General features: G+C 38.8%; 23 protein-coding genes, 1 other RNA gene, 1 pseudogene and 1 other annotated feature. Of the genes and pseudogenes, 2 read left to right on the forward strand and 23 right to left on the reverse strand.

Annotation, left to right across the window (positions count from 1 at the left end; translation table 11 throughout):
* Positions 1 to 17: 17 nt before the first annotated feature.
* The 5 genes from MHB44_RS15250 to MHB44_RS15270 form a co-directional block, all read right to left on the reverse strand.
* Positions 18 to 1,460: a DHA2 family efflux MFS transporter permease subunit gene (locus MHB44_RS15250; protein ID WP_341299870.1), complete on the reverse strand. Its 1,443-nt coding sequence runs from the start codon at positions 1,458 to 1,460 to the stop codon at positions 18 to 20.
* A gap of 189 nt (positions 1,461 to 1,649) precedes the next feature.
* Positions 1,650 to 2,309 carry a tetratricopeptide repeat protein gene (locus MHB44_RS15255; protein WP_341299871.1) on the reverse strand — a complete coding sequence of 220 codons (660 nt, stop codon included), beginning with the start codon at positions 2,307 to 2,309 and terminating at the stop codon, positions 1,650 to 1,652.
* Between the two features lie 73 nt (positions 2,310 to 2,382).
* A complete protein-coding gene (gene mnmA, locus MHB44_RS15260; protein ID WP_341299872.1) occupies positions 2,383 to 3,507 on the reverse strand; it encodes a tRNA 2-thiouridine(34) synthase MnmA in 1,125 nt (374 codons plus the stop codon).
* A gap of 44 nt (positions 3,508 to 3,551) precedes the next feature.
* Positions 3,552 to 4,700, reverse strand: coding sequence for a cysteine desulfurase family protein (locus MHB44_RS15265; RefSeq protein WP_341299873.1), 1,149 nt, complete (start codon positions 4,698 to 4,700; stop codon positions 3,552 to 3,554).
* Positions 4,701 to 4,794: 94 nt separating this feature from the next.
* Positions 4,795 to 5,214: an Rrf2 family transcriptional regulator gene (locus MHB44_RS15270; RefSeq protein WP_053996725.1), complete on the reverse strand. Its 420-nt coding sequence runs from the start codon at positions 5,212 to 5,214 to the stop codon at positions 4,795 to 4,797.
* Between the two features lie 181 nt (positions 5,215 to 5,395).
* Here MHB44_RS15270 and MHB44_RS15275 point away from each other — a divergent pair, with 181 nt between their 5' ends.
* Positions 5,396 to 6,685 (forward strand): replication-associated recombination protein A, encoded by a 1,290-nt coding sequence (locus MHB44_RS15275; RefSeq protein WP_341299874.1) that lies wholly within the window; start codon positions 5,396 to 5,398, stop codon positions 6,683 to 6,685.
* Between the two features lie 41 nt (positions 6,686 to 6,726).
* On the opposite strand, the gene MHB44_RS15280 is transcribed toward MHB44_RS15275, so the two are convergent.
* The 11 genes from MHB44_RS15280 to MHB44_RS15330 all read right to left on the reverse strand — a co-directional run bounded on the left by MHB44_RS15280 (position 6,727) and on the right by MHB44_RS15330 (position 15,552).
* Positions 6,727 to 7,443, reverse strand: a complete 717-nt coding sequence (locus tag MHB44_RS15280; RefSeq protein ID WP_341299875.1) for a hypothetical protein — start codon at positions 7,441 to 7,443, stop codon at positions 6,727 to 6,729.
* Positions 7,444 to 7,675: 232 nt separating this feature from the next.
* Complete coding sequence (locus MHB44_RS15285; protein ID WP_341299876.1) at positions 7,676 to 8,194, reverse strand: hypothetical protein; 519 nt, start codon at positions 8,192 to 8,194, stop codon at positions 7,676 to 7,678.
* Positions 8,195 to 8,403: 209 nt separating this feature from the next.
* Complete coding sequence (locus MHB44_RS15290) at positions 8,404 to 8,790, reverse strand: hypothetical protein (RefSeq protein ID WP_341299877.1); 387 nt, start codon at positions 8,788 to 8,790, stop codon at positions 8,404 to 8,406.
* 90 nt (positions 8,791 to 8,880) lie between these two features.
* Positions 8,881 to 9,642: a tRNA threonylcarbamoyladenosine dehydratase gene (locus tag MHB44_RS15295; protein ID WP_341299878.1), complete on the reverse strand. Its 762-nt coding sequence runs from the start codon at positions 9,640 to 9,642 to the stop codon at positions 8,881 to 8,883.
* A 175-nt stretch (positions 9,643 to 9,817) separates the two neighbouring features.
* Positions 9,818 to 10,090: an HPr family phosphocarrier protein gene (locus MHB44_RS15300; RefSeq protein WP_341299879.1), complete on the reverse strand. Its 273-nt coding sequence runs from the start codon at positions 10,088 to 10,090 to the stop codon at positions 9,818 to 9,820.
* Positions 10,091 to 10,107: 17 nt separating this feature from the next.
* Positions 10,108 to 10,827: an SIS domain-containing protein gene (locus MHB44_RS15305; RefSeq protein ID WP_341299880.1), complete on the reverse strand. Its 720-nt coding sequence runs from the start codon at positions 10,825 to 10,827 to the stop codon at positions 10,108 to 10,110.
* A 4-nt stretch (positions 10,828 to 10,831) separates the two neighbouring features.
* Positions 10,832 to 11,554 carry a GntR family transcriptional regulator gene (locus MHB44_RS15310; RefSeq protein ID WP_341299881.1) on the reverse strand — a complete coding sequence of 241 codons (723 nt, stop codon included), beginning with the start codon at positions 11,552 to 11,554 and terminating at the stop codon, positions 10,832 to 10,834.
* A gap of 291 nt (positions 11,555 to 11,845) precedes the next feature.
* Positions 11,846 to 12,044, reverse strand: a non-coding RNA gene (gene ssrS, locus MHB44_RS15315) — 6S RNA.
* A gap of 138 nt (positions 12,045 to 12,182) precedes the next feature.
* Positions 12,183 to 13,952 carry an aspartate--tRNA ligase gene (gene aspS / locus MHB44_RS15320; RefSeq protein ID WP_341299882.1) on the reverse strand — a complete coding sequence of 590 codons (1,770 nt, stop codon included), beginning with the start codon at positions 13,950 to 13,952 and terminating at the stop codon, positions 12,183 to 12,185.
* A 43-nt stretch (positions 13,953 to 13,995) separates the two neighbouring features.
* Positions 13,996 to 15,258, reverse strand: a complete 1,263-nt coding sequence (gene hisS, locus MHB44_RS15325) for a histidine--tRNA ligase (protein ID WP_341299883.1) — start codon at positions 15,256 to 15,258, stop codon at positions 13,996 to 13,998.
* Positions 15,259 to 15,282: 24 nt separating this feature from the next.
* Positions 15,283 to 15,552 (reverse strand): hypothetical protein, encoded by a 270-nt coding sequence (locus tag MHB44_RS15330; protein ID WP_341299884.1) that lies wholly within the window; start codon positions 15,550 to 15,552, stop codon positions 15,283 to 15,285.
* 52 nt (positions 15,553 to 15,604) lie between these two features.
* Positions 15,605 to 15,848 (reverse strand) — a binding site (T-box leader).
* 164 nt (positions 15,849 to 16,012) lie between these two features.
* On the opposite strand from MHB44_RS15330, the gene MHB44_RS15335 reads away from it, so the two are divergent.
* On the forward strand, positions 16,013 to 17,590 hold the full coding sequence (locus tag MHB44_RS15335; RefSeq protein WP_341299885.1) for an N-acetylmuramoyl-L-alanine amidase: 1,578 nt from the start codon (positions 16,013 to 16,015) through the stop codon (positions 17,588 to 17,590).
* A 137-nt stretch (positions 17,591 to 17,727) separates the two neighbouring features.
* Here MHB44_RS15335 and MHB44_RS15340 read toward each other — a convergent pair.
* The 7 genes and pseudogenes from MHB44_RS15340 to MHB44_RS15370 all read right to left on the reverse strand — a co-directional run bounded on the left by MHB44_RS15340 (position 17,728) and on the right by MHB44_RS15370 (position 25,890).
* Positions 17,728 to 19,134 (reverse strand): annotated as a pseudogene (locus tag MHB44_RS15340) (AbgT family transporter).
* Positions 19,135 to 19,364: 230 nt separating this feature from the next.
* Positions 19,365 to 19,580, reverse strand: a complete 216-nt coding sequence (locus tag MHB44_RS15345; protein WP_341299886.1) for a DUF2642 domain-containing protein — start codon at positions 19,578 to 19,580, stop codon at positions 19,365 to 19,367.
* A gap of 71 nt (positions 19,581 to 19,651) precedes the next feature.
* The gene (gene dtd / locus MHB44_RS15350; protein ID WP_341299887.1) at positions 19,652 to 20,092 is read right to left on the reverse strand and encodes a D-aminoacyl-tRNA deacylase; all 441 of its coding nucleotides are present in this window, start codon (positions 20,090 to 20,092) and stop codon (positions 19,652 to 19,654) included.
* A gap of 36 nt (positions 20,093 to 20,128) precedes the next feature.
* Entirely contained in the window at positions 20,129 to 22,324 is a 2,196-nt protein-coding gene (locus tag MHB44_RS15355) for a bifunctional (p)ppGpp synthetase/guanosine-3',5'-bis(diphosphate) 3'-pyrophosphohydrolase (RefSeq protein ID WP_341299888.1), read from the reverse strand.
* A gap of 205 nt (positions 22,325 to 22,529) precedes the next feature.
* On the reverse strand, positions 22,530 to 23,444 hold the full coding sequence (locus MHB44_RS15360) for a pseudouridine-5'-phosphate glycosidase (RefSeq protein ID WP_341299889.1): 915 nt from the start codon (positions 23,442 to 23,444) through the stop codon (positions 22,530 to 22,532).
* 4 nt (positions 23,445 to 23,448) lie between these two features.
* The gene (locus MHB44_RS15365; protein ID WP_341299890.1) at positions 23,449 to 24,540 is read right to left on the reverse strand and encodes a carbohydrate kinase; all 1,092 of its coding nucleotides are present in this window, start codon (positions 24,538 to 24,540) and stop codon (positions 23,449 to 23,451) included.
* A 102-nt stretch (positions 24,541 to 24,642) separates the two neighbouring features.
* On the reverse strand, positions 24,643 to 25,890 hold the full coding sequence (locus MHB44_RS15370; RefSeq protein ID WP_341299891.1) for an MFS transporter: 1,248 nt from the start codon (positions 25,888 to 25,890) through the stop codon (positions 24,643 to 24,645).
* Positions 25,891 to 26,020: the final 130 nt, after the last annotated feature.

Here is a 26,020-nt window from a genome sequence, read left to right on the forward strand (position 1 = left end):
CTACACGGATTTTGCCTTTATCTACTTTCTTTAGATTTTGTGGCGATAAAGAAGGAGAAAATCAGGGCACAGATGGCAAAGGCAAAGGCTGTGATATAAACATAGCTTACACCACTCGCAATAGTGTCCTTTAAAAAGCTTACTTCTTCTAAATTAAAGCCACCTTTTGCAAATTCACCATTTAATTGAATTTCACCTTTTCCTAGTGATGCCATCTTTTCACTCGTTGCTAAGTTAAAAATCATACCGAATAACGCCGCACCAATGGCTTGACTAAATGTATTGGTAAAGGAATTTAAGCCAATGGATATACCAAGCTGCTTTGGATGAGCCACCTTTTGTATGGAAATCATTAACATTGGCATAATAAAGCCCATGCCAAGCCCAATTAAGGAGGACCCAATATAAACGTTAAAATCGCTAGAGTCTGACGTTAATCTTGCCAACAAAATTGCCCCAATGCTTAGTAAAATCGTTCCTATTTGAATAATGCGTTTATTCGTTAAACGTCCGATTAAATAACCTGCTGTAATGGAGTTTACCGTCCAAAAAACAGACATAGGTGTTAATAATAAGCCTGCCTGTGTAGCGTTTTTGCCAAGAACACTTTGGGCAAATATTGGAATATACACCGTCACGCCAATCACAATAGACATGGCACTTAAGGTTAACGCATTAATCACCATAAGACGACCATTTTTAAACAATGTTAATGGAATAATGGGTTCCTCTGCTCGTAGCTCCACCCAAATAAAAATACCTAAAAAGATAGCTGCCATGCCAAACATAAGTAGGGACTGGCTCGATAACCAAGCCTGTGTTTTACTGTTATCAATAATGACGTATAGGAGTGCCACCATGCCAATTGTGAATAATGTCGCACCTAAATAATCAATTTTACGCTTCACTGCCTCTAACTGCTCCTGGTAATGCTTGACAATTAAATAAATAGAGGCTAAGCCAAAGGGTACATTAATAAAGAAGATAAAGTGCCATGACACTTGGTCAACAATAAAGCCACCAAATAATGGACCGACAACGCCCGATACACCCCATACCATACTTAAATAGCTTTGTCCTTTAGCTCGTGCTTTTTCAGTCTTAAATAGCTCACCAACCATCGTTAATGTAATCGGTAAAATAGAGCCTGCCCCAATCCCTTGAATCGCACGAAAGACAATTAATTGCTCCATTGATTGGGCTAAACCACATAACATAGAGCCAATTAAAAAAATAATAATACCAATAATAATCATCCGCTTACGTCCAAATAAATCGGCTAGCTTACCAAAAATAATCGCTGCAATCGCAGAAGCTAATAAATAAGCAGAATAAATCCAGCTTATTAAGTCCACGCCTAATAAGTCAGCCGTAATACTTGGAATAGCGGTACTCACAATCGTTCCTTCAATTGCTGCTAATGCTGTTACAAGTAATAGAGCAATAAATACTTTATTCATGTTGTCACCTTTTCTTTTCCTTTCCTGCATGACATACCTTAACAAGTTTGAATCAAAAATAAAAGAGGAAAGAATAAATTTTATAAAAAATCGTGGCCCTTCACCATCATCAGAGTTAGCCTTCTACTTTTTTAATATATAAACAAAAAGCAGCAAGTTTATAACACTTGCTACTTTTATAAGCATGTATTAGTTAAAACGCTGGGCAATCATATCGTAAATATAACGTGCTTGGTCGTATTCAGGTTGTAGTGTAAAGGCTTGTTTTAAATGATACATTGCGTCCTCTGTTTGCTCTGTGGATACTGCATAAAGAACACCTAAATTATAGTGTGCATCTGCATTATTCCAATCCTGCTCAATTAATAAATCCAGCTCCCTCTTCCCTTCCTGAAACATTTCAAGTGCACATAGCACAATGGCGTAGGCTAAACGAATTTGTGTATCCTCAGGAGCAAGCTCTACTGCACGTTGTAAATAGGGCAGTGCTAATTTCGGATTTTCCATGCGCTCAAAGCATTTTCCCATCATGTAATAGACATCTGCACCCTCAATTTGATGTGTTAATGCTTGTTCATAAAGCTTTGCAGCCTCAGCATAGCGCTCCGCATTATAGTACAGATTAGCTAAGCCATAATAAGCAGTAGCTGCTGTTGCATCAACTGTAATCGCCTTTTGGAAGAAACGCTCTGCACGCTCAGTATCCTCTAATACAGCTAATAAATTTCCAAAATTAATATAGCCAATCGCATTATTAGGCTCTGCTTCTATCGCTTTTGTAAATAGTTGGGCAGCATCCTCATAGCGCTTGTCTTGAAATGCTTGAATACCCTGTTCATTATAATTCATTAATCTTCACCTCTATGTAGCGAAAGACTGCTCTTATAAAGCCAAAAGGCAGTAAAAGCAGTCTAAACGCAAATTATCCAACATATGTTAGTTTTTCATTACTTTTAAACACTTCATCAATTGTTCCGCCACCCATACACTCTTCTCCATTATAGAGCACAACAGCTTGTCCTGGTGTAATGGCACGAACAGGCTCTGCAAATGTAATATGTGCTCGACCATCTGGTAAAATTTCAACTTCTACTGGCGTATCTGTTTGACGATAACGGAATTTTGCTGTGCAAGAAAATTTCCCAGGCAATTTTTTTGTCGAAGTATAGTTCATTTTCACAGCCGTTAATGAGGTAGAATACGAATACTGATTGTCAAAACCTTGGCCAACAAGTAGCACATTACGGGCTAAATCTTTCCCTAGCACAAACCATGGCTCGCCGTCTCCACCAATACCAAGACCATGTCGTTGTCCAAGTGTATAGTACATTAAACCATCGTGTTGACCCATTTCAACCCCATCCATTGTCTCCATTTTACCAGGCTGTGCAGGTAGATATTGACTTAAGAACTCCTTGAAATTTCGTTCGCCAATAAAGCAAATACCTGTTGAATCCTTTTTCTTAGCTGTTGCAAGACCTGCTGCTTCAGCAATTTTACGCACTTCTTTTTTCTCAATATCGCCGATTGGGAACATCACATGTGTTAATTGCTCCTGCGATAGTTGGTTTAAAAAGTATGTTTGATCTTTGTTATCATCAACACCACGTAACATTTTTACCTCACCATCACCACTACGATCAATGCGTGCATAGTGACCTGTTGCTAAATAATCTGCACCAAGGCTCATCGCATGCTCCAAAAAGGCTTTAAATTTAATTTCTTTATTGCACATAACATCAGGATTTGGTGTACGTCCTGCCTTATATTCCTCTAAAAAGTATGAGAATACTTTATCCCAATATTGCTTTTCAAAGTTAACCGCATAGTATGGAATACCGATTTGATTACATACTTTTATCACATCGTCATAATCTTCTGTTGCTGTACAAACCCCATTTTCGTCTGTATCATCCCAGTTTTTCATAAAAATCCCGATGACTTCATACCCTTGCTGTTTTAAGAGATATGCAGCCACCGAAGAGTCTACTCCACCTGACATGCCAACGACAACACGAATTTGTGAGGGGTCACGTGTTTCTTTCATTGTGGTCACCTTTTCTTTTATCTAATTGCTATAATACTTTACGATTATTTTTTCGCTAGTCTTTGCACAATGTTAGCTGTTTTTTTAGCTGCATCTTGAACATCTTTTTCCGTTAAATCCTGTCCAAAGCTAAAGCGAATGGAATTGCGTAGCTCCTCTGCCCCCTGGCCAAACATCGCAACAAGCACATGTGATGGATCAATGGAACCTGCTGTACATGCTGAGCCACTGGATGCATGAATACCAGCCATATCAAGATTGACTAAAAAGGACTCCACTTCTATCCCTTCAAAGCTAATATTTAAAATATGAGGCAATGAATGCTCCTTATTCCCATTTAGATGGAACGCTAACTTTTCCTGTGCAAAAATATCAAGCATCATGTGCTTAAAATGATTGTATAGTGAACGCTTTTCTTCACGCAACTTATTTGCAACTTGTACAGCAGTCGCAAAGCCAATAATGGCAGGGATATTTTCAGTACCTGCACGACGTTTCTTCTCTTGTGCGCCCCCTAATGCATAGCTTGCCAGAGGTGTTCCTGCCTTTTGATAAAGGAAGCCAATGCCTTTAGGACCATTCATTTTATGAGCAGTCACACTTAATAAATCCACCTGTAATGTGGCTACATCAATCGCCTCTAAACCATAAGCCTGCACTGCATCTGTATGGAATGTGGCTGTATGCTCACGCAATAGCTCCCCAATTTCAGCAATAGGCTGAAGGGTGCCAACCTCATTATTTCCATACATAATTGTCACTAAGATCGTATCTTCGCGTAGCGCTTTTTGCACTTCCTCAACTGCTACACGTCCCGTTTGATCTACTGGTAAATAGGTTACCTCAAAGCCATCACGCTCAAGCTTTTCACAAGTATGCAATACAGCATGATGCTCGATTTGTGTTGTAATGATATGCTTGCCTTCTGTAGCCCGAGCATAGGCAGTTCCTATAATCGCTGTATTATCAGCCTCTGTGCCACCACTTGTGAAAATGATTTCTCCTGATTTGGCTCCAATAGACTGAGCTAATACTTCGCGAGCATCATCTAAATATTTACGTGCCTCTCGACCAGCCCCATGAATACTTGATGCATTGCCAAATACTTGCTTCATAGCTGTTGCCATTGCTTCTATTGCTTGGTCATTCATTGGGGATGTAGCTGCATGATCGAGATAAATATGTGAATTCATATTGAAAACTCCTTTTGATAAAAAACGCCGAAACTATTGTGCTCATTGTAAATTTAAAATAAAGAATAATGCTATGAGCAGCGCCTTGAACATTTTAAATATAGAACATATAGCCGTCCACAACATTCTCTTCTGTGTATTGTGCTAAATCTTCAATCGTTGTTGTATCTAACACATTTTTTACAGCATCACGAATGCGTAGCCATAGTTCTCGTTGTGGCGCTTCCTCATTTTCAATACCTTCTACTGGTTGAATTGGTCCCTCTAATACGCTAATCACATGTGCAGCAGAAATTTCGCTAGGTGGATTCGCGAGCATATAGCCGCCATAAGCACCACGTACGCTTTTTACTAAGCCCGAATTACGAAGCGGTGATACCAATTGCTCTAAATATGCCTCAGAAAGCTCCTTTTCAGCCGCAATTTTGCGCAAAGGAATAGGACCTTCCCCGTAATGCTTTGCTAATTCAATCATAATTGTTAGCCCATAACGGCCCTTTGTTGAAATCTTCATTTTATCACCCTCAATTAGTCTAGTCAAAATACTACCAACAGTATATCATAATCTCCTCTTGAATAACTCGGAAATACACCCCGAAGGATATGATATACTAATAAATGCCGTTTAGCTATCCACCCGAATGCTTTATTTTCGTACAGAAGCATTTTATAATCGGCTAAAAGGAGGAATGATTGTGCACAATGAACCACTCGCTTTTCGCATGCGTCCTTTAACCCTTGATGAGGTAGTAGGTCATCAGGATTTTATTGGACCCAATACAGCGCTTTATAAAATGATTCATAATGGACATGTACCCTCTATGCTCCTTTACGGGGAACCAGGTATCGGTAAAACATCAATTGCCAATGCGATCGCAGGCAGCTCAAAGCTCCCCTTCTTTGCTCTGAATGCAACGCGGGCTGGTAAAAAAGATGTTGAAGATATTGTACAGGAAGCTAGAATCTCAGGGAAAGTCCTTCTTTTTTTAGATGAAATTCACCGCTTCAATAAATTACAGCAGGATACTTTATTACCCCATGTTGAAAATGGTTCGATTGTGTTGATTGGTGCCACAACAGAAAATCCTTATCATGATGTGAACCCAGCTATTCGTTCACGCTGTGGAGAAATCTATCAACTTAAACGATTAACAACGGAAAATATCATAGAGCTTATTCAAAAGGCCCTTGCTGATGACAAACGTGGGTTAGGTAAATATCATTTTACATTAACAGAGAAGCAAATGGAGCTGATTGCTGGAGCTGCGAATGGAGATGCACGAAAGGCTTTGACTTTACTAGAATCCATTTATTATGCAAGTGACGAAGTGGATGGTCAAACCGTTGCAGCAGATCATATTATCGAACACCTTAGTAGTCGGATTGGGGTTTATGGTGATAAGAAAGGCTCGCATTTTTATAACTTACTATCTGCATTGCAAAAATCTGTACGTGGCAGTGATACCAATGCTGCCCTATATTATTTAGCACATTTATTAGAAATAGGTGACTTAGTCGCTGTTAGCAGACGTTTACTTGTAATGGCATACGAGGATATTGGTCTTGCCAACCCTGCTACTGGTCCTCATGTGTTAGCTGCGGTACAAGCAGCCGAACGCTTAGGATTACCAGAGGCACGTATACCGCTTGCCAATGCTGTTATTGAGATGTGTCTAGCCTCAAAATCAAATTCAGCGATTGTGGCAATGGATGCAGCGATTGCAGCGATTCATGAAGGCAAAACAGGTGATATTCCTCATCATTTGCGAGATGCACATTACGAGGGTGCAAAAGATTTAGGACATGTTGGCTATCAGTATCCACATAATACACCGATTGGCACTTTTGGGGGGTGGGTAGACCAGCAATACTTACCAGACGAACTTATAGGGACAGAATTTTATAAACCTGTTATTGCCGGTGAGGAAAAACGTATGGCAGGTATCTACGAAAAGCTTAAGTCCTTTCATCAACATAAAAAGTAACATCACTATCAAGGGATGTTACTTTTTATCAAAGAAGCAGTTTATCCTGTAAAGCTTGGGTTATTTGTTGTGTAGCGTTCCTTATAAAACTGATTTAATGTTTCTGCTATATTGCGAAGTGATGGCAAAATCGTTGCTTCTCCATCTTCGTCATGTAGCTTACTATGCAAAAATGCAATCAATTTATACGATTGGGACAATAGACTTGTAAATTCTTGTGTATGTTCCCGTACTTCAAAGCGAATAGCTTTAACTGCCACAGCCTGAGCCACTTTTTGCTCTCTTGTTTCAAAACAAGGCTCCTGACGTACTTCATCATCGCTCACTCGATACAGCAATCTTAATGTGCTATAGACCTCTTGATTATCACGAAAACGCTCCTTCAGCCACTGCAACACAAATTGTAAAAGAATGACTGCATACATAAAGGAAAGGCATTCATCTCCACGTGATTTTTTTGCTAAACGTTGGAAATACTTAGCTTGCGTCACTAGTTCAAATAAAATTAAACGAATCGGATACAACATGGCATGACCGCTATTAATATATAAATTTTCTCGATCTCTGTACATAGCCAGCCAAATATCCTTGACTAATGAAATGGATTTTCTTGTAGAGAGTGCTAATTGACATTGAATAAGCTGATGCTCAATCGTCGGTTGTAGTAGTCTTTGAAATAAAAGCTCTTCTTCCTCACTCACAAGTAATAGTGGTTTTTCCAAATTTGCTATATCTATTTCTATACCGTTTACAATCATTGTCTAGCCTCCTTCACCCTTAATCCTATAAATTACCTGTTTTTAACTATAATTCGACAAAAAATCATAAATACCTTTTGGCTTTTTACTTTCAACGCCATAAAAAAAGAATCTATGAAACTTCATCAATCAAATTTTTCAACAGCCAATCGTGTAGAAAAATAAAATTTAATTCCAGAAGTCACATAGATTCTTATAGGCTACGGCCAAAAAATAAATCGTTCTTTATTGCTTAAGCAATTAATTCATGGTCAACAAACACTTTTAGCTGAAGGAGACATTGCTTCGTGTCACCCTTTTGTGCCAAAACTTCATTGCGTATTGTTGCTACTTTTTCTTCATCCTCCATAACTTCCTTCAACAGAGCAAAAATAGTTGTTACTAATTGATCATTCTCTTCCTGATCAATATTTGGGAGCGAATAGGCTGCTACTTTCAATAATTGCTCCACTTGTTCAGGCGTTTTTTGCAGGGCATTGGATGAATAATACATTGATATAGCTAAAAAATAGCATAGCTTTGCATAGCAATCGATAAACAAATGCCAATACGTATTCGCACTTGGTAACTCTCCTGCCTGCTTCTCAACATAGTCCTTATAAAAAGTTGTTGCTTGTTTATATAAAGGATTTAATTCTCTCATCGCTTTTGGATAATTATTAGAGGTATCCAAATAATCAAATACAATGGTATTCATTTTCTCTTGAAGTTTCACAATATCTAAATGGTCACGAATTACTTGAATTTCCATTTTTCCACTCTCCCTAGAATATTTGTTATTTAACGTCATGGCTATTCACTGAGTAGCTTTGCGCATCCAAAACAAATTGATTGATTATCCATCGGCATCACTCAAATTATAGCAATAAACCAAATAAAGAAGGGTGGACATGAAAAAAATAAGACAATTTCGTGAATTAATAGCATTTTATATACATGAGACGAACTATTTTGATAGAATTATATTTTTTGTACATAACCATCAAAAAGACCTAAATCCTTTGTTCGATCAATTATTTCTAAAATGCTCCCCTGTGCATATTTTTTTATACGTTGCTTTGGACTATAAAAATATGCACAATTCTGGATGAGCCATTCACTAAGTGTTATATCACTAGCTGTTTGTTGATTTGTTAATATTCGTTTATGTCGAAGTATATCCGCCATTTGATAAAAGCCATCGGATAATTCATAGGCAGATACATCAAAGTTAAAAATAGGGCTAACAACCTGCCCAACATCGAAAATATGTATCGTTTGCTGCGCTTCATCTATCGCCAATTCTACTGTACTAATCTCATCGAAAAGATTTAATCCTTTATATTCCATTTGATAAATTTTCTCCATTTACAAATGCCCCCTTTTTGCAATGCTTTTATTGTAGCATACAAAAAATAGCTGCCTAAAGGTAAGAAAGGCAGCTATTTTTCGACACGATTAACCTTGTACACGTGTAATTTTTATCTCTTTTAAAATCGTGTTTACAACCCAGCTAGCAGCGATTAAACCTGCCACTGATGGCACAAAGGCGTTGGAAGAAGGCGGCATTTTTGCTTTACGAATCGCTGCATCAGGCTTCCCTACATGCTCAACAACATCTGGACGCACAACAATTGGACTTTCATCTGAAAAGACAACTGTTACACCCTTATGAATCCCTTCTTTGCGTAGCTTTGTGCGGATAATTTTCGCTAAAGGATCTGTATGGGTTTTCGATATATCAGCAATTTGGAAGCGTGTAGGATCCATTTTATTCGCAGCACCCATACTAGAGATAATGGGAATATTACGCTTTAAACATTCCTTCATAATATGAATTTTATACATCACTGTGTCACTAGCATCAATGACATAATCAATGCCCTGTGCAAAAAATTCCTCGTATGTTTCCTCTGTATAAAACATATGCATATCAATGACTTCACATGCTGGGTTAATATCAGCAATACGTTCTTTCATAATCGCTGATTTAGATTGGCCGATTGTAGAAAGATACGCTACTAATTGTCTATTAACATTCGTAATATCTACATTATCCTTATCCACTAAAATAATGCGACCAATGCCACTTCTTGCGCATGCTTCTGCAGCAAATGAGCCCACACCCCCTACACCAAGAACGGCTACTGTAGTATTTTTTAATTTCTCGAGACCCTCTGTTCCTATAGCGAGCTCGTTACGTGAAAACTGATGTAACATTCTGACACACTCTCCATCTATGAAATGTTATTATTAAACCTAGTTAGGCACTAAGATAAAGCAAGCCTATCTTACATTTTATCATGTTATTTATCAAGTAAAAATTTAAAAGGAGATAAATGGATGTGTGTTTAAATCCATCTATCCCCTTCCGTATTGTACACTATCACTCTATTTAAAGGGATTCTTCCCCTATTTTCTTAGAAACGATTAGCTCTGTCACAGTTTGCAATAATGTTGCAGCATCTGCTCCATCCGCAGTAATCTCTACTATGCTACCTGGTGTTACCCCTAATGACATTACACCCATAATGGACTTTAGATTGACCGTTCTATTATTATGCGTTAATTCAACATTACTTTCAAACGGGGTTACAGCCGCCACAAGTAGTGCTGCTGGTCTTGCATGAATTCCCTCTGTTGTAGTAATTTTGTACATTCTTTTCATTCATAATGCCTCCAGTGTCATATGAAATTGATGCGATGCTGATAATTCGCCATTATCGTCTTATTATGGGAGTCATCTGTATCAACATTATTACTAATAAAAATCGGTAATGTTGTTGAAGTTTTCGCGATTTCCTCAATAATTTCACTAAACAGTACATTTAATAGGAGCGAGCCAATCACCGTTGAAGCTGGTGCATATTGCATATTATGTCTATGTAATATACCATCACCAATTGGGATATGTGTATTGATCACAAGATCGACAACCTCTTCTAGTCGTTGTCTGCTATGATGACGTGTTGGCTGCTCTCTATAGTCTAACGATTGGAGTGATAGGACAAATACCCCTGCATCCTTTGCAAGCAGCGCTGCATCAATGGGGGCTGCATTTCTGCCAGAGGTTGAAATCACTAAACACACATCATTTTCATGAAAGTCAAATTGTTCCCTATATCGTTCAATAATGGTTGGGTCCTGTTCATTTTTAGATGAGGTTAATGCTCCCGCTTGCAATGTTAAAGGTTCAATAAAAATCGGACGTACAGGCACTAAACCTCCTGCACGATAAAATGCCTCCTGTGCTAAAAGATAAGAATGCCCACAGCCAAATAATTGAAGAATGCCTCCCTTTTGAAGACGGTGTGCAATAATTTGAGCCGCTTCATGAAGACAAGCTGCCTCCTGCTTCTTGACAACCTGGATTAACTTTTCAATTTCAGAAAAATATGCATGCATCTTATCACCTTTTAATTTCACTTGTAAATTTATAGCGATCTGCTCGATACGTACTACGCACAAGCTCAAAAGGCTTACCATCCGATAAATAGCTTGTACGCTTAATAATTAACACAGGCGCTGTTTGATGAATCTGTAATAGCTTACTATCCTCTTTAGAGACAATCGCTGCCTCCATTTGTTGAATGGCATTGCCAATTTTTTGATGAGAGGTTGTTTCAATTAATGCATAAAGGGAACCCATCAATTGCTGCTCATCTAGCTGTGGATATATTTTGACAGGAATATAAGTTCTTTCAATAGCCATTGGTTGTGCATCAGCATTTCTAATTCGTACAACAAAAAACACCTCTTCCTCAGGTGATATCATTAAGTCTCTTGCGATATCCATGGGTGGCGTTATTTTTTCAAAACGCAATACTTTGCTACTTGGCTCTAGCCCTCTTGCACGCATATCCTCTGTAAAGCTTGTTAACCCCTGTAATGGTTGCTCTAATTTAGGATTGGCTACATAGGTACCCTTTCCTTTTTCACGGTACAATAAACCACTATTCACAAGATTCGTAATGGCTTGGCGAACGGTCATTCTACTTACATTAAATTGTAGGGATAGTTCACGTTCTGAAGGGATAGTTTCACCAATTCTGTATTCTTCTAAATCAATTCGTTGTTTAATAATCTCTTCTATTTGTATATAAATAGGTATAGGAGAATTCTTCTCTACCAACACTTGCACCATCCTTATTACCTTGTATGTCATATCTGTTATCTGGTTATTTTTACGGAATATGTCGATCAATCGTTCTTTTAATTTTAAGTTTAACAGTTTATATTTAGCACGCTAAAACACTATGAAACACGTATTTTCACGCTATTCCAATTATAGGCTACTTTCATAAAAATAAAAAGGAATCACGAGATATTCTCAACATTTTTCTGTTAGGGGAGTGAATGATTTTTCAAAGAAACATAAAAAAGGAGCTTAAACATAGCCCCCCTTTTACATTGTATGTATAGGACGAATCCCGATTGTGCCGTAATGCCAAGAAACATTTGTTTTGAACCCGCAATTTGCAGGGGGGTGCCCGCTTTATCGTCTTAAACGTCCCCATGTATCGGGGCATGTTTGCCACCATAAAATATAGGCTCCCAATTTAATAATGTTCGGTCAAAACTGTGAAGTAGTGTTAGCAGTTAGACAAACACATCAGGATTCGTATTACAGTTATCATAACATCTCTTTTCTGATAATTCAAACTATTTTCTCTAATAAGCTCTCTTTTTTCAAAAAACACAAAAAATACCTAGATTCCCAACAGTTTTTGCTAGAAAATCCAGGTATTTTGTATTATCGATTATTTTTTAAATGATTTGATGGCTAAGCTTAATTCGCTTAATTGGTCAAGTGATACTTCACTTGGCGCCTCTGTCAGTAAGCAGCTTGCACTTGCTGTTTTCGGGAAGGCAATCGTATCACGTAAATTCGTGCGACCTGCTAATAGCATAACGAAGCGATCAAGACCAAAAGCAAGACCTGCATGTGGTGGCACGCCATATTCAAATGCTTCTAATAAGAAGCCGAATTGTGCTTGTGCCTCTTCCTCTGAGAAACCAAGTAATTCAAACATTTTTTCTTGTAGGTCACGTTCGTAAATACGTAATGAACCACCACCAAGCTCGTAGCCATTTAAGACGATATCATAGGCTTGCGCACGAACTGCTGCAGGGTCTGTATCCATTAACGCTATATCCTCATCAAACGGACGTGTGAATGGATGATGTGCTGCATAGTAACGTCCATCTTCCTCAGAGTATTCGAATAATGGCCAGTCAGTAATCCAAAGGAAGGCAAATTGTGATTCGTCAATCAGGTTTAAATCTTGTCCTAATTTTGTACGTAGAGCACCTAGAGAAGCTGCTACAACGGACGCTTTATCCGCTACAAATACAAGAATATCGCCAACTTCCGCTCCCATACGCTCGACTAAGGCTGCTGTTAAGGCCTCGTCAAAGAATTTCGCGATTGGACCATTTAAGCCTTCTTCTGTAACCTTTAACCAAGCAAGACCTTTTGCTCCGTAAATACCTACAAATTTAGTTAGCTCGTCCATATCTTTACGAGAATAGTTGTCAGCTGCTCCTTTAATATTGATACTTTTCACTTGTTTGCCTTGGGCAACTGTATCGGCAAATACTTTGAAGCTACAACCGTCAAAAATATCATTTAATGCCACTAATTCTAAGCCAAAGCGTACGTCTGGCTTGTCTGAACCATAACGATCCATTGCTTCTTGGTACTTCATGCGTTGGAATGGTGCAGGGATATCGATGCCTTTTACTTCTTTCATAACTGCTTGGATTAAGCGTTCGTTCATTTCTAATACTTCTTCTTGTGTTAAGAAGCTTGTTTCAATATCAACCTGTGTAAACTCTGGCTGACGATCTGCACGTAAGTCCTCATCACGGAAGCAACGCGCAATTTGGAAGTACTTTTCAAAGCCAGCAACCATCAATAATTGTTTAAATAACTGAGGTGATTGTGGCAATGCATAAAATTCACCCTCATGAACACGTGATGGCACTAAATAGTCACGTGCGCCTTCTGGTGTTGATTTTGTTAAAATTGGCGTTTCTACTTCTAAAAAGCCCTCATTTTGCAGGAAGTTACGAATTGTGCGTGTAACGTCTGAACGCATTTTAAATGTATCAAACATCACTGGACGACGCAGATCAAGATAACGATATTTTAAACGTAGATCTTCTGATACATCCGTACGATCCTCAATTTGGAATGGCGTTGTTTTTGCTGTATTAATCACAACTAATTTTGTTGCCTCAACCTCAATTTTTCCGTTTGGAACATTTGGATTAATTTGGTCCTCAGCACGAAGGAGCACTGTTCCCTCGACTTCAATCACATATTCATTACGCACCTTATCTGCTAATGCATGGGCTTCTGCAACATCAGGACTAAAAACGACCTGTGTAATACCCGTACGATCGCGTAAATCAATAAAAATTAAACCACCAAGGTCACGACGACGTTGTACCCATCCTTTTAATACGACTTTTTCACCTTGTAACGCTTCTGATAGCTCGTTACTAGCATGTGTTCTTGTAGCCATGTTTATATTCCTCCAAAATATCTTTCATTCTGTTTTTTTATGATTATTGCAATAAATAGTTCACTAATTCTGAAAACACCACTTTGTGCTGTTCTCCAGATTCCATATGCTTCACTGCTGCTGCTTGCTCTTCAAGCTCCGTTTCACCAAGAACAATTGTATATTTTGCTCCCAGACGATCCGCTGATTTCATTTGTGCCTTCATTTTACGGTCTAAATAATCCATCTCTGTTGCCAGACCCTTTGCACGGAATGTGCTTGTCAATTCTACAGCCTTCTGCTTCGCTTCATCACCCATTGCAATAAGATAAACATCTAGTCCTGACGCTGTATCTAATTCAACACCCTCTGCTTCAAGTGCTAATAGCAGACGTTCGATGCTTAAGGCAAAACCAATCCCTGGTACATCTGGACCGCCAATTTCTTGCACTAAACCATTATAGCGTCCCCCACCACAAAGCGTTGTAATCGCACCGAAGCCAGACGCTGTAGACATAATTTCAAATGTCGTATGATTATAATAATCAAGACCTCTTACAAGATTTGGATCAACCTCATATGTAATGCCAAGTGTATCTAAATACGTTTTCACTTGAGCAAAATACGTAGCTGATTCTTCAGTAAGGAAATCGGTTAATGCTGGAGCTGTTTGCATTAATGGATGCTCACGGTCCACCTTACAATCTAAAATACGTAATGGATTTTTTTGCAAACGATTTTGGCAATCTGTGCAGAACTCATGGATATGTGGCTCAAAATGTTGTAATAAAGCTGTGCGGTGTGTATCACGCGTCACCTTATCACCAAGTGAATTGATTACTAATTTTAAATCCTTTAAGCCTACTGATTCATAAATATCCATTGCAAGAGCAATAACTTCTGCATCGATTGCAGGGTCTGCTGAACCAATGGCTTCTACACCAAATTGGACAAACTGACGATAACGCCCGGTTTGTTGTCGTTCATAGCGGAACATTGGTCCTAAATAAGAAAGTTTTACTGGTTGATCTGGCGCACCAAACATTTTATGTTCGACATAGGCACGTACAACACCAGCTGTATTTTCGGGACGTAATGTTAATGAACGACCGCCACGATCCTCAAACGTATACATTTCTTTTTGCACAACATCTGTTGTTTCACCAACACCACGTGCAAATAACTCTGTTTGTTCAAAAATTGGTGTACGGATTTCGTTATAGCGATAAACACGACAAATATCACGAATAACCGCTTCAACTTTTTGCCATTTCTCTGATTGACCTGGTAAAATATCCTGTGTCCCTCGTGGCACTTTAAAACTCATGTAATTCCCTCCTGTATAGATTGCTTATGATGCAGCAGGGGGTTCCTTGGAATTAAGCGACTCTTCACTACTGCTTTTGAGCGAATTCTCCCTTGCTTTGAGCGGTTCTCCACTATTCTTGAGCGAATTCTCCCTTGCTTTGAGCGGTTCTCCACTGTTTTTGAGCGAATCCTCCCTTGCTTTGAGCGGTTCTCCACTGTTTTTGAGCGAATTCTCCCTTGCTTTGAGCGGTTCTCCACTGTTTTTGAGCGAATCCTCCCTTGCTTTGAGCGGTTCTCCACTGTTTTTGAGCAATCTCTTCTCCAAATTGAGCGAATCAAAAAAGCTCCCGTCACCTTGCACTATTGCAAGGGACGAGAGCTATATTAGCTTCCGCGGTTCCACCCTAGTTGACACAAATAATAAACATGTGTCCTCCTCGTAATCGGATAACGGCCGATTCCGTTTTTTCCTACTAAGCCGTACTTTTCAGAAAAAAGCCTCTCAAGTGTTGTTCGCATGATACATTTTTGTAGGAAAGATTGCAGCCTAAGTCTTTCCTTCTCTTTTCCAATAGAGGTATACGCTACTTGCTTGGTCATAAGCGATTAATCATTTTTCGATTACCCTTTATGTTAGTCACTAGGCAGGACAATGTCAACCATTTTTGTATTTTTCATAAAACAGCTACGAAAATAACAATTTCCATTACCTTTTTACCACGAATTCTCTTACTCAAGCATGATAAAATAACACTAGGAATAGGAGGAATCTGATGAGGAAAAAAATTTTACATAGTATTATTATTTTCATACTAATGGTAACGATTGTGTTTCCAAATAAGAGCTATATGCAACATGCATTTGCTGATACTAGCGATCTGAAAGTAGCTGGTACGATTCTTCATTTACGTGAGGGACCTGGATTGTCCTACCCCATTATTACGACATTGGAAGAAGGTGACCCCTTAACCTCGATTGGTCGTGAAGGTGATTGGATTCAAGTAAAGGCTGGTAATTATGAGGGCTGGGTTGCCTCTTGGCTCACAACTTCTACAAATGCTACACAACGCATTGCTAAAACGGTGATCTCTCAGGTTGATCGTTTAAATATTCGAACAGAGCCAGATATCTCTTCAGCTGTTCTTGGTCAGCTTTCTATAGGAAATCAAGCAAGCCTTCTAAAAGAAAATGACGCATGGGCTAAAATTGATTGGAATGGGCTAACAGGCTGGGTTTCCAAAGATTATGTAACCATTAATGACAGTCCTGAAAAAGAGCAAGAGCCCGAATCGAAAGAAGGTACTGTGGAAGTATCGACACCAGCTGTTGACAAAGATACCACCTTTACGATTTTAGTGGACACGCTGAATGTGCGTAAAAAACCAGACTTAAATGCAAAAAAAGTTGGCACTGCGACAAAAGGCCAAGCCTTTAAAGTGCTGGCACACGAGCATAATTGGGTACAAATTCAGTACAACAATAAAAAAACAGGATGGGTCTATAGTTTTTATGGCACATTTTCAAATAAGGTCAAGAGTACATCTAAAACTTCTTCTTCCAAAGACTTAGAGTCAGTCACAATCATCTACAATGGGACAAACTTACGAACGGACGCCTCAACAGCAGCCGATGTGGTAGAACGTGTAGATGCGGGTAAAACGTATCCAATTGTAGGTGTTAAAAATGAGTTTTACGAAATACAATTGGACAATGGCACAGCCTTTGTCGCCAATTGGGTTGTGACAACAAGTGCGAATAAAGCAGCCGTCTCCCAAAAGGAACAGATGGAGCCTCGTAAAAATGGCACACTTAATGGGCTAACCATTGTAGTGGATGCTGGTCATGGTGGAAATGACCACGGTACAACTGGTCAACGTGGCACAGATGAAAAGGACATTACCTTAAAAACAGCTACACTTCTTGCTTCCAAGTTAAGTGCTGCTGGTGCCAATGTTGTAATGACAAGGGAATCTGACGAATATGTGGCACTGCGAAAGCGTGTATCCATAGCCCATCAATATGAGGCAGATGCCTTTATTAGCCTTCATTATGATGCAACTGACGATAGCTCTATTAATGGCTTTACCTCCTATTATATGAATAGCAACCAAAAGGGACTTGCAGAGGCGATTCAAGGTGGACTTGCTAGTAAGCTTGATTTAAGGGATCGTGGCACACAGCAAGGTAATTTTTTAGTGCTACGTGAAAATCGACAAAAAGCTGTACTTGTTGAGTTAGGCTTTTTAAGCAATTCGAGTGAGGAACGAGTGATTACAACTGCTAAATTCCGTGAGCAGGCGACACTAGGCATTTATCAGGGGATTCTAAACTACTTTGATCATGAAGAATAAACAAAAGAGAATAGCTGATTACTTAAAAAGCAAAAATTTTAGATAGTGATATTCTCTGAAAAAGAGAAATTTCCATACTTCTTTGTGGCTTTCACACAGAAAAGGGGCGTTCAAAAGCTATTTGAATGCCCCTTTTTCTATGAAATTCCTAATGCTACTGCAGCAACTAACGCAATACATGCGATAATGGCCCAGCCCAAAATCATTTTCCAAATAAATTTTATCCACTTTTCATAAGGAATACCTGCGACAGCTAAATAGGCCATCAATGCTGATGAAGTAGGAATAATAGAGTTTGTTAACGAATCTCCATATTGAAAGGCTAGGACAGCCACTTGTCGCTCTAAACCTAATAGATCCGTAATCGGAATCATAATCGGCATTGTCGCCGCTGCTTGTCCACTACCCGATGAAATAAATAAATTTAAGATTGCTTGAATAAATAACATACCAATTGCGCTAATTGCATGTGGTAAATGACCGATTGTTTCTGATGCCGCATAGACGATTGTATCAATAATTTTTCCTTGCTCTAATACAACCGTAATAGCACGTGCAAATCCAACAATTAACGCGCCAAATGTAACAGCCTTTGCCCCCTCAATAAAGGAATCAAAAATAGTTCCAGGCTTTAAACCGCCAATCAGACCAGCAATTAATCCCATTATTAAAAATGATGCTGTTAATTGTGTTAAAAACCAGCCCCAATTAAATACACCATAAATATTAAAGCCGATCCCACAAGCCATTACAAGAAATACTAGTTTATGTTTTCCTGTTAATAAAGGAATTTCAATCTCAGTTACATTCGATTTAGCCTTTTGTTCGATATCATAAATAACACTAGTCTGTGGGTTCTTTTTTACTTTAAAGGCATAGCGAGATACATAGAAAATAGCAAAGCCTAGTACAAAAATATACACAACGGCACGGAAGCCAATTCCTGAAAATAACGGTACATCTGCTAATGATTGCGCCACACCAACTGTAAAGGGATTTAACATTCAGCCAAAGAACCCACTGGCAGCACCAAGTGTGATCATGGCAGTCCCTGTGACAGCATCAAAGCCCATAGCGCGAGCAATTGCGACACCAATTGGTACGAAAATAATCGTTTCCTCAGCCATTCCCATTGTAAAACCGCCAACAGAGAATAGAATCATCGATAAAGGTATTAATAATTTTTCTCTACCTTCTAAAGCTTTTACGCCTTTATAGACACCCGCTTCGATGGCACCTGTGGAACGAATAATCCCAAATACACCACTTACTAAGAAAATATAGAAAATAATTTGAGCTCCTTTTTCAAGCCCCATTGGAATCGCTGTAAACATTTCGAAAAATGATACAGGATCACTTTCAATTCGATGGTAGCTACCATCGACAACAAGCATGCGTCCTTCTTCATCCTCTACACGGTCAAACTCACCTGCTGGAATAATATAGCTCGCAATACCTGCTAGAAAAATAATAGCAAAAATAATCGTATAGGTATGCGGTACCTTCAACCAGCTTTTCTTCTTTACCACTTGTTTTTCTTCCATTCTTTCACCAACTTTACTTGATATAGACACTAGCACCTAGTAATTTATGATTGTTCCTCCTCTTCCTTATGTCGCTATATGTCGTTAATAGAAAATAAATATACAGTAGTTTAAATTTATTGTAAAGTATTAATTTTCTATTATTTCGAAAATCCTGCTTTAGAAGGTTTTTCGCTGCATCCATAAAAAAAGAACCTTCGATCACTAAGGATTAAAAGGTTCATAGCCATTTATTTTTTGCTTGCAGCCAATGTCACCCAGACAATTTCCTCAATGGAAATAAAGAATGGTGTTCGACTTATGGCTAGGACAATATGGTCAGGTAATATAGATATTAAAACACCTTGCTGAATATTTTTCTCTGTTTGCACAACAATCGCCTGACCAACCATCATTTTAAGCGTTTCGTATAAATATGGATTTGATATACTTTCCATCTGCGTCATATTTAAGACACCCCTTCCTACAAAACTAACCATACTCTTTAGTATATGAAGGAATGATAGGAAATGTACCATTATTTTGATTCTAATAATATTGTCACCGGACCATCATTGATGAGTGCAACATCCATCATTGCACCAAAAATACCTGTCTCCACCTGTAAACCATGCTCACGTAATGCTTGATTAAGGGCTTCCCATAGTGGTTCTGCCACTTCTGGTCTTGCTGCACCTGTAAAGCTTGGTCGATTCCCCTTTTTTACATCCCCATATAACGTAAATTGTGAAACAGATAAAATAGCGCCTCCATGCTCTAAAATAGAATGATTCATTTTCCCTTCAGCATCTTCCCAAAGACGTAAATTTGCTATTTTTCTGGCTAAATAGGCGATATCCTCCTGTGTATCCTCTTGTGTAATGCCCACTAAAAGTACATAGCCTTGATCAATCGCTCCTGTCACAGCTCCATCCACTGTTACAGAGGCAGCCTTACTACGCTGTAATACTATTTTCATGCATTCAAGCTCCAATCCTATCCTTGCTGCTTACGATTAATTAATCACCCGCTGTACCGAATAAATATCGGGTGTTTGCTTAATCCGTTCAACAACTTTATGCAAATGTGAAATATTTGAAATAGATATTGTTAAATGAATTGTAGCGATCTTATCATGGTCGGCACGCCCACTTACCGCCAAAATATTTGTTTTCGTTTCACTGACAATTTGCATGACCTCGTTCAAAATGCCTGGTCGATCAAACGCTGACACTTCAATATCAACAGGGTATTCTTTTTTCTCAGGCGTCACGCCATGCTCCCATTCCACTGTGATTAAACGCTCCTGCTCATCCTCGACTTGAATATTTGGACAGTCGGCACGGTGCACAGAGACACCTCTCCCCTTTGTAATAAAGCCAACAATTTCATCGCCAGGCACAGGCGTACAACAGCGTGAAAGGCGAATCAACATATTATCGATGCCCTTGACAATCACACCTGTTTCTGTACGTTTTTGTGGAATCGGATTTTTCATTTTTTGTTCGATTTTCTCTAGGGCTTCTTCCTGTTCCCGCTCTTTACGACGTTTTTCTGCTAAACGATTCACAACTTGCTGCGCCGTAATGCCATTCATACCAACTGCCGCATATAAATCTTCTTCATTTGTATAGTTAAATTTATCACAAACACGTTTTAAATTATCTGCGGACATCGTTTCTTTTACATCGAAATCTTGTGCACGAATTTCTTTTTCAATCATGTCTTTTCCTTTGACAATATTTTCTTCGCGCAGATGACGTTTAAAGAATTGCTTTATTTTATTTTTTGCCTGGGAGGATTGGGCGATTTTCAACCAATCACGGCTCGGTCCAAAGGATTGCTTAGATGTTAAAATCTCAATAATATCGCCCGTTTTTAATGGCGTATCAAGTGGTACCATTTTACTGTTGACCTTCGCACCAATTGTACGATTGCCGACTTCTGAATGGACACGATAGGCAAAATCAATCGGAACAGAGCCTGCTGGTAGCTCAATGACATCTCCTTCAGGTGTAAAGACATAAACCATATCAGAGAATAAATCAAATTTTAAAGATTCCATAAATTCTTCAGCATTGGATGATTCATTTTGAAATTCTAAAATTTCTCGGAACCATGTTAATTTTTGATCGACATTTTGCTTCTGCTGATCAACCTTTCTACCCTCTTTATAGGCCCAATGCGCTGCAATCCCGTACTCAGCAATTTTATGCATTTCCTTCGTACGAATCTGTACCTCTAATGGATCTCCATAAGGTCCAATAACAGTTGTATGCAAGGATTGGTACAGGTTTTGCTTAGGCATCGCTATATAGTCTTTAAAGCGACCTGGCATTGGCTTCCACAATGTATGAACAATCCCTAAAACGGCATAGCAATCTTTAATACTATCGACAAGAACACGAATGGCTAATAAATCATAAATCTCATTAAACTGCTTTTTTTGCAGAACCATTTTGCGATAAATACTATAAATATGTTTAGGGCGACCGTACACATCTGCATCAATTTCTACATCTGTCAGTTGTGACTTCATCTCAGCCATAACATTTTCTAAATAAGCTTCACGTTCTTCCCGCTTTTTCTTCATCAAACTAACAATACGATAATATTGCTGTGGATTTAAATAGCGAAGTGCTGTATCTTCAAGCTCCCATTTGACAGCTGAAATTCCAAGACGATGCGCAAGTGGTGCAAAAATTTCTAGTGTTTCTTTCGAAATGCGTCGTTGTTTTTCAGCAGGTAAATGCTTTAATGTACGCATATTATGGAGACGGTCTGCTAGCTTAATTAAAATAACACGGATGTCCTGTGCCATCGCTACAAACATTTTTCGATGATTTTCCGCCTGCTGCGCCTCTTTTGATAAATATTTAATTTTCCCTAATTTTGTTACACCATCAACAAGTACTGCTACTTCTTCACCAAATTCCCGTACCAAATCATCCCGCGTAACATCTGTATCTTCGACAACATCATGTAAAAAACCTGCTGCCACAGTTGCTGGGTCCATTTGTAATTCAGCGAGAATACCTGCTACTTGTACCGGGTGAATAATATACGGTTCACCAGAGCTACGGAATTGCTCAATATGGGCATCCCTTGCTACTTCATATGCTTTTTTCACGAATGCGACATTTTCATCATTCATGTAGGATTTGACTAACTCAAAAACGTCCTCAGGAGTCAAAATTTGCTCTTTCGCCATAACATGTCCACCTTGCTCGTCAAATTTTTCAGATTAGATATAAACTTAATTGTATAAAATATTGTGGTCTATTGTAAAGAGACTGTATCATTTAGTTTAGTTAATCTCGTGAACAGTACGAAAAATGGAAAAAATATTCTTCTTTTTAATAAAAAAGACCCTCTGCGACTTCACGTCACAAAGAGTCCTTGTTTCGACAAATTGATTAATTTAATTGATTGTAAGCTACAGCAATTTTCGCGCCGACTACTGCATTGTTTTTCACTAATGCAATGTTGGCATCAAGACTTTTACCTTCTGTTAATTCTTTAACTTTGCCAAGTAAGAATGGTGTAACATTTTTACCTTGAATACCATTTTCTTCAGCTTCTGTTAAAGCTTTTTCAATAATGTTTGTAATAAAGGCATGTTCTAGTGCATCCGCTTCTGGAATTGGGTTTGCGATCACAGCGCCACCTTTTAAACCTAATTGCCATTTCGCACGCAGCATTTCCGCCACTTCCTCTGGTGTATCAAGCTGGAAGTTGACATCGAAGCCACTTTGACGTGTATAGAATGCTGGTAATTCAGCCGTACCATAGCCAGCCACTGGCACACCTTTTGTTTCAAGGTATTCTAGTGTAAGACCGATGTCTAAAATAGATTTTGCACCCGCACAAATAACCGCAACATTTGTTTGTGCTAATTCTTCTAAGTCAGCAGAGACGTCCATTGTTGTTTCTGCACCGCGGTGTACACCGCCAATACCACCTGTGACAAAGATTTCAATACCTGCAAGCTCTGCACAGATCATTGTCGCTGCAACAGTTGTAGCACCTAATTTTTTCGTTGCTAGTAAGTAGCCTAAGTCACGACGTGAAGCTTTTGCTACATCCTCCGCATTTCCAAACATTTCAAGCTCTTCATCTGATAAACCAATTTTAATTTTGCCATCAATTAATGCAATGGTTGCTGGGACTGCACCATTATCGCGAATAATTTGCTCAACTTCACGCGCAGTTTGCACGTTTTGTGGATATGGCATACCGTGTGAAATAATTGTTGATTCTAATGCAACGATTGGTAGACCTTTTGCTTGTCCTGCTTTTACTTCTTCTGATAATACGATGAATTCTTTCATGTTGTTATTCCTCCATTTCATTTTTCAACAAATCTACTGATAATTCAGGTCTTACTGTATAAGGAGAGGCCAATGTATTTTTTGCATTGGTTAATCCAGCATCAATACATGTCGCAAAGGATTGTCCGGTCAGCCAACTATGAATAACAGCGCTGACAAAGGCATCTCCTGCTCCTGTCACATCTTCAATTTTGTTAATCACTTTTGCAGCAAAATGACGAGGTGCAATCGTTGTAGACGCTGCATAAACACCCTTGCTGCCAGCCGTGATAATAACATGCTCAGCACCTAATTGTAGGAGCTGTTGTAATGCTTTTTCATAATGGGTAGCGTTTTCAATTTTATGTCCAACAATCGTTTCCGCTTCATCCGTGTTACAAATAAACCAAGTTACGCCTTGTAATGTTTCAGGTAGTCGATTCATTTTTGGCGAGGATACGGGCACAATAACAAGTGGAATAGCACGCGCAATAGCTACTTGCTGGATATACGCCACTGTTTCCTTTGGACAGTTTAAATCCAAAATAAAACAGCCTGCGTTGACAAGCATTGTTTCATGCTTTTTCAACAAGCTAGGTAACAGAAGGTCATAAACCTCCATATTCGCTACAGCTAGTGCTAGCTCCCCTTGTTCATCCATTATGGCAGTATAAGAGCCTGTAGAAGCCTCTGCAAGCTGCTCTACATAACGTAGATTCATAAAGGATTCCGAAGCCTCTTGGATCACTTGCCAATCAGCATCCTTACCTGCCGTTGTCAGTAACGTCACTTGGTGGTTTAATCTGCCTAAGTTTTCAGCAATATTTCGACCAACGCCACCTACACTAAAGGAAGAACTGGCAGGATTAGATGTTCCAAATTGAACATTGCCCTTTACATGGAATTTGCGGTCTAAATTAGCGCCACCGATGCAAATAATTTCATTTTCCTCGGGTAAAATATAAGCACGGCCTACAATTTTTCCTTGCTTCATTAAATTAGACACTAAATTCGCAAGTACGGGACGAGACAGATTCATAGCATCTGCCATCTCTTGCTGAGACATAAACGGATTCTGGCGAATTAAAGCAAGCACCGCCTGTTCTCTTTCATTCACATAGCATCACCTTTTATTATATTTGTTTACATTATAAACTTTTGTTTGATATAAGTCAAAAAAAAGTTGAACCCATTTATTGATGTCCAACCTTTTCATTATTTAATACGCTTTAGGTTGCTTTTTAATGATAATCACAAATAAACTCGCCATGGCACAAAATAGACCTGCTAGGAAAAAAGCCCATGTGTAGGCATTGAAAAACTTATAGATAAGTCCTCCCCCATATGCAGCAACGGCGGCCCCTATCTGATGTGCTGCAAATATCCAGCCATAGATGACACTACTTTGCTGCATACCAAATGTTTGGCGAGTAATGCTAATGGTTGGCGGCACTGTGGCAATCCAATCCAAGCCATAAAAAATTGTAAAAATTGTTAATAACACAAGTGATCCTTGTACAAGTGCATAAGGCAGTAATAATAAAGAAGCCCCTCTTAATAAATAATACCAAAACAATAGCCAACGATTATCAAAACGATCAGATAACCAGCCTGAGATCGTTGTACCAAGTAAATTAAAGACACCCATAAATGACAGCAATGACGCAGCAGTCACTAAAGGAATACCAAAGCTAATACAATAGGAAACAAAATGCGTACCAATTAATCCACTTGTCGATAGCCCGCAAATAAAAAAGCTACCTGCTAATAGCCAAAACGCTTTTACTTTAACTGCCACTAACAAACCATTAAAGGCAATCGTAATTGGATTTTTATTTAGTTGAATTGCTTGCTCCTCTACCACATCTTCCTGCCCATAAGGCGTGGTACCGATATCCTGAGGTTTATTTTTAATGACGATAGCAATCAATATAAACATTACGACACTAAGAATAAGAATTAAACTGATGGCACCTCTCCAAGAATAGTGTTCAATCATCATAGCTAGAACTGGTAGTAAAATTAATTGACCTGTCGCCGTACTAGCCGTTAGAATACCAACCGCTAACCCTCTTCGTTTCACAAACCAATGATTGGCTACATAAGGACTAAGTACTGTTAAAAAGAGACTTGCACCAAGGCCTATAATGCCTCCCCAAATAATGATTAATTGCCATGATTGACTTATAAAAAACGTCAAGGTCAGCCCTACAGCTAAAGTGGCCATTGCGCTTAACATCATTTTCTTTAAGCCTATAATTTCAAGTAGTGCTGCCATAAACGGTCCTGATATACCATATAAAAATAAGCTGATGGCAAATGCTAAGGCAATTGTTGAACGCTCCCATTGAAACTCTTCTTCGAGAGGAGCAATAAAAACACCGGAGGAAGAGATGGTAATCCCTGCTACAATAATCGAAAAAAATGTCACCACCAAAATAAACCAGCTATAATGAATACGTTTCATACAAACACCTACTTTCTCTCTATCTGTTGTTAAAAGCATGTATATACATATATAATGATTGTAATGCTAATAGCTGTCAAGAAGGAATTTCCAACTCTTCGGTGTATACTTGACATAGGTTGAATTTTTT

Origin of the sequence: Lysinibacillus sp. FSL H8-0500, assembly GCF_038051955.1 — a bacterium.
Classification (GTDB): domain Bacteria; phylum Bacillota; class Bacilli; order Bacillales_A; family Planococcaceae; genus Lysinibacillus; species Lysinibacillus macroides.